Source organism: Methylobacterium sp. WL119, assembly GCF_008039875.1.
GTDB lineage: Bacteria > Pseudomonadota > Alphaproteobacteria > Rhizobiales > Beijerinckiaceae > Methylobacterium.
In genome coordinates, this window is record NZ_VRUU01000188.1 from 1 (window position 1) to 3,992 (window position 3,992).

A 3,992-nucleotide genomic window follows, 5' to 3' on the forward strand; every position below is an offset into this window, starting at 1 on the left:
CGTTTCGGGAAGCGATCCCGATTGACTCCGGTGCGGAGCTATGATGTCTGGGGAGCTGCAAAGCGGTCCACCAGACCCATTCGATTTCGACGGCCTCACCCTTGCCGGGGTGGGGCCGTTGGCGTTTTGGGCTTAGGTCTTTCTCGCGGCCTTGATCCCTTGTTCCAGCCGGCTCACGACTCGCCACAGGGCGCGCAGAGGCCGGACATGGCATGTCGGCTGGGTGACACCGTTAAGTCAACGTTGCGGAGTGGATCGTCACTGGCGTCGTTGACGGTTGATGCAGCCGACATCGAGCATGGTACGAGAGCATGCGTCCGACCACAGGGCTGCGTCGTCCCTAGTCGCGATCGGATCAGCCAATGCGCCGCTTAGCCCTTATCACTTATTGCCTCGCCGTTTCCGCCCCGACCGTGGCAATGGCGCAGTCAGCAGCCAAGCTAGCTGCCCCGGCCGCCACGCTTGATCCTGCGACCCTGAAGTTGGCGCGCGAGGTCGTCGCGCAGATGCAGGGGGATCGTACCGCGCTGCTGAACGCGATGGCGGCACCCATGGTCGGCATGATGCAGCAGATCGGGGTCAAGCAATAGGATCAGGCTCAGGCCTTGGTCCAGGAGGTGGTGCTGCCCACCCTCACGGCGCACTTCGACGAGTTGCTCGACATCCAGGCCCGCGGCTTCGCTGCAGCCCTCGGCAAGGACGACCTGCAGGTCATCGCCGCGTTCTACGCCACCCCGACCGGCAAGCGCCTGGTCGCTGCCCAGCCCCAACTCGCGCAAGCGCAGCTTGTAGGAACGCAGCAGTGGATGCAGTCGGTGACGCCTGAGATGCAGGGCAAGCTGACCAAGGCGATCCAGGCCCACGGGTGGGGATCGGCCGGACCGGCGAAGCCGCGCTGACGGCACGGTAGCGAGGGCGGCCGCACCGCCATGATCCGATCCGAACTGGTCCAGCGCTTGGCCGCTGCGAACCCGCAACTCTACGCGAAGGACTGCGAGGCCGTGGTCGACGCCATCATAGGCCGGCTCGCGGACGCCATCGCGGACGGCGATCGTGTCGAGCTGCGCGGGTTCGGGGCCTTCACCATTGTGGAGGCGCGGGCGCGGATGGGCCGCAACCCAAGATCCGGCGCGCCCGTCTCGGTCGAGGCGAAGGCCAAGCTGCGCTTCAAGGTCGGGAAGGACATGCGGGACCGACTGAACCCGGAGGCGGCGGTGCCGTGAGTGATGACCCATTCCACGAAGTCGTCGAAGCTCTCCGCGTGCTCGGCCTGTACGTTGAGCCAACTGGCGACGACCTGAGCCTGTGGCTCGTGAATGGCGAGGAGATGACCGACGCGGACCTGATGAAGCTTGCCTCGCTGCTGGGCCTCGCGCCGGGCTCGCCGACGATCCAGTGACCGGCGTTCCGAGGCATCTCAGAAATCCGCGCCGCTGGTACGACGCTGACGGTATAGAGCAGCCGCCGGCCACGATCGCCAACAGCATGGCTCACGGCGCCCGTGGGCTGCTGGTGTTCTGCGAGTGCGGCCATAGCGGCGCGATGTCGTTCGATGGCCTGCCCGACGAACCACCACGGCAGTCAGGTCGTGTGGATGTGGGGCAACGATGCGGACCGGAAGATCGAGGCGCCTGAGATCGTACTTCCGGAAGTGGTAGTGATCCCGTTCCCGCCGCTACCATGGGGCGGCAGGGGCAACGTCGTAGCAGCGGCGGGTGTGGCACTCCTCGACATGGTCGGAAGGCACTGATTCCGGCCGCCCCTCCCCTCTCGACCAGACAACAACTGTTCGCGCCCATTTTGGGATGGGGTGGGACCTTGTTTGCTCGGGAGGGATTTGGTGCTCATGGATTGCACCGCGTCTGCCCCTTATGCCCTCGCTGTCGATGACGATGGGCTGATCCGCATGGACGTGCTCGACATCCTTGAAGAGGCCGGGTTTCGAACCCTAGAAGCCGCAGACGGCGATTGGGCCATCACGATCCTTGAAGAGCATTACGCTTCGATCGTCCTTCTCTTTACCGACGTGCAGATGCCCGGATCGCGTGACGGGTTCGCCCTGGCACACGAAGTGTCGAGGCGCTGGCCGGACATCACGATTGTCGTTGCCTCCGGCCAGGTCAGCCCGCAGCCTGGTGAATTACCTGATGGGGTGCGCTTTCTGAACAAGCCATTCTCGGCTGAAATGGTCCATGACCATCTGCGGGAAATCCTGCCAGACGGCCGAAAGCCGGAACCTCTCAAGTCATAAAAAAAGGAACCATTATCGGCCCCTTTCTTCTCTTCTCTCAGAAGCAGCCTAATGACCGAAATATCCGCGGATCGTTGAAATCCGGGTGCCGACCATTCGCACTGCACGCTTGATATTTTCCTCAGTAACTCCAAGGGATTGGGCAAGCGCCTGGCGCGCGAACTGATCGTGGATGTCTAAATGCGTTTTGGAGACACTAGGCGCGGGTGTGGAGGACATTTAAAACCCTACTCCGCTTATAGGCGTGTTGTAGTGATGCTATACGGTTGAGGGATGAACGCGAACCGGGCGTGGATGTTTCATCATCCCCTGTGGAATGCGATTTCTCGCCTCAGCCCTGCACCACCCTCTCCTGACTAGAGAGTTTTGCGGGTACCGGGCGGGTCGCCTATGGGTCACAAGCGGCTCCGAAAGCAGCCTTGATCGGTTACAGGCTTTCGCCCGTCGAGCGACCCACGTCACCGAGATGCACCCGGCTTGCACAATCGGCCGCTACACGGCTGGTACAGCCAATTGTCCGTTGTCAGATGATTCAAGGAAAGGTGCGCCCTCCCTTAGGCTAACCATCCGACGACCTTGCGTATCAGGATGCGGCGGTTTGAGCCTGTGTGAGCCAAGCCCAAGCGGCTGACTCTTCCTCAAGGTCGAAGGTTTTTGTCTCGACCGGCATGATCATCCCGGACAGGTTGATCATGGCCTTCGCCATGATCGGTGCACCGACGACGACGTAGCGCTGGATATGTGCCACTGAGCGCGCCTTCACGCTCGCCGCATAGCCGTCGAAGGTCGCTCCCAGGTCCGAGCCTTCGTAGTTCGACATGATGATGAGCATGTCGATCTTCCCGTGCGCCTGCATGGCAGCGTCGGTCACGGAGGACATCCACTCGATGTCGGGCTTGGTGATCTTATCCTTGATCTCGAAGGCGAGAAGGTCGGGACGCGGTGCCTCACGCTGGATGACTGAACCGTCCGGTGCTGCGTTCATGCGTTCCTCCCAATTCCGCCATAGCAGATTATGGATTGAACGATACGATCCCACGTTTTGATCCAAACCGATGAGCGTGCCGCACAGTGGCTGCTGCCAAACGTGGGCATCGACGCCCACCTTGCAGGTCGCAGGTTCGGGCGATCACAATATGGTGTCTATGAGAGCTGCCATCCAATGCAAATCACGCTGAGCGCTGCACACTCACTTCTACCAGCCTTTTGCCCGTTAAGTCTGCCACCGCATCACCGCGAACGGGTTCTTACCTAACCAGGTTGCGCTCTCTTCCGTGCAGCGCGCACAACCACGCACATGATACGTCAAAGATGTGGATCGGCCGCCGCTTCAAGCTGTCCCGATGCGATGGCGTCTTGAAAAAATCTGAAGTCCTCAGCGTTTCGATCGCCGTAGGCGGCAGACCAATCAGCTACAGCCTCCCTTAAGTCGGCGCGGCCATCGTGGCCGCAGTAGCCTGCAATTGCTGAGGCATCCCCTGTTCGTGCATGGGCCTTGGCCAACAGGGCGCCATAGGCGTGGGAAAAGTACATAAGAGATCGACCTGTCATGCGAGAGACTGGGATCTCGCCCTTCATGTTCTTCATCTGCCGCACGTAGAACGGGCGGTCGGCGATCGTGGTCCAGCCGAGCAGCGGGTCGCCGACGCCCTGGAGCAGGCGCTGGCCGTAGATCACCCGCTCGCCCTCGTGGCTGGCATAGGGCTCCGGCATGCCGGGCAGGTAGGGGGCGTGGGCCGGG

At 61.8% G+C, this 3,992-nt stretch carries 8 protein-coding genes; 5 read left to right on the top strand and 3 right to left on the bottom strand.

From position 1 onward, the window contains the following. The first annotated feature begins 362 nt into the window (after positions 1 to 362). The 5 genes from FV227_RS30220 to FV227_RS28045 all read left to right on the top strand — a co-directional run bounded on the left by FV227_RS30220 (position 363) and on the right by FV227_RS28045 (position 2,251). Positions 363 to 590: a hypothetical protein gene (locus FV227_RS30220; RefSeq protein ID WP_246688384.1), complete on the top strand. Its 228-nt coding sequence runs from the start codon at positions 363 to 365 to the stop codon at positions 588 to 590. Between the two features lie 15 nt (positions 591 to 605). After that, positions 606 to 899: a DUF2059 domain-containing protein gene (locus FV227_RS30225; protein ID WP_246688385.1), complete on the top strand. Its 294-nt coding sequence runs from the start codon at positions 606 to 608 to the stop codon at positions 897 to 899. Between the two features lie 30 nt (positions 900 to 929). Continuing rightward, positions 930 to 1,223 (top strand): HU family DNA-binding protein, encoded by a 294-nt coding sequence (locus tag FV227_RS28035; protein ID WP_147860425.1) that lies wholly within the window; start codon positions 930 to 932, stop codon positions 1,221 to 1,223. After that, the gene (locus FV227_RS28040) at positions 1,220 to 1,399 is read left to right on the top strand and encodes a hypothetical protein (protein ID WP_147860426.1); all 180 of its coding nucleotides are present in this window, start codon (positions 1,220 to 1,222) and stop codon (positions 1,397 to 1,399) included. Before FV227_RS28035 ends, FV227_RS28040 begins: the two co-directional genes overlap by 4 nt. A 447-nt stretch (positions 1,400 to 1,846) precedes the next feature. Continuing rightward, a complete protein-coding gene (locus FV227_RS28045; protein ID WP_147860427.1) occupies positions 1,847 to 2,251 on the top strand; it encodes a response regulator in 405 nt (134 codons plus the stop codon). Between the two features lie 48 nt (positions 2,252 to 2,299). Here FV227_RS28045 and FV227_RS28050 read toward each other — a convergent pair whose 3' ends face one another. The 3 genes from FV227_RS28050 to FV227_RS28060 all read right to left on the bottom strand — a co-directional run. Beyond that, positions 2,300 to 2,470, bottom strand: coding sequence for a DUF3606 domain-containing protein (locus FV227_RS28050; RefSeq protein ID WP_147860428.1), 171 nt, complete (start codon positions 2,468 to 2,470; stop codon positions 2,300 to 2,302). Positions 2,471 to 2,834: 364 nt separating this feature from the next. Continuing rightward, the gene (locus tag FV227_RS28055) at positions 2,835 to 3,236 is read right to left on the bottom strand and encodes an STAS/SEC14 domain-containing protein (RefSeq protein ID WP_147860429.1); all 402 of its coding nucleotides are present in this window, start codon (positions 3,234 to 3,236) and stop codon (positions 2,835 to 2,837) included. Between the two features lie 320 nt (positions 3,237 to 3,556). Next, a partial coding sequence (locus FV227_RS28060; protein ID WP_147860430.1) for a DUF2252 family protein occupies positions 3,557 to 3,992 on the bottom strand: 436 nt, incomplete at its 5' end.

What these genes read in the sequence shown, in the direction of transcription:
- FV227_RS30220 (WP_246688384.1), top strand. Translation starts at nt 363, where the DNA reads ATGCGCCGCTTAGCCCTTATCACTTATTGCCTCGCCGTTTCCGCCCCG.
- FV227_RS28035 (WP_147860425.1), top strand. Translation starts at nt 930, where the DNA reads ATGATCCGATCCGAACTGGTCCAGCGCTTGGCCGCTGCGAACCCGCAA.
- FV227_RS28045 (WP_147860427.1), top strand. Translation starts at nt 1,847, where the DNA reads ATGGATTGCACCGCGTCTGCCCCTTATGCCCTCGCTGTCGATGACGAT.
- FV227_RS28050 (WP_147860428.1), bottom strand. Translation starts at nt 2,470, where the DNA reads ATGTCCTCCACACCCGCGCCTAGTGTCTCCAAAACGCATTTAGACATC.
- FV227_RS28055 (WP_147860429.1), bottom strand. Translation starts at nt 3,236, where the DNA reads ATGAACGCAGCACCGGACGGTTCAGTCATCCAGCGTGAGGCACCGCGT.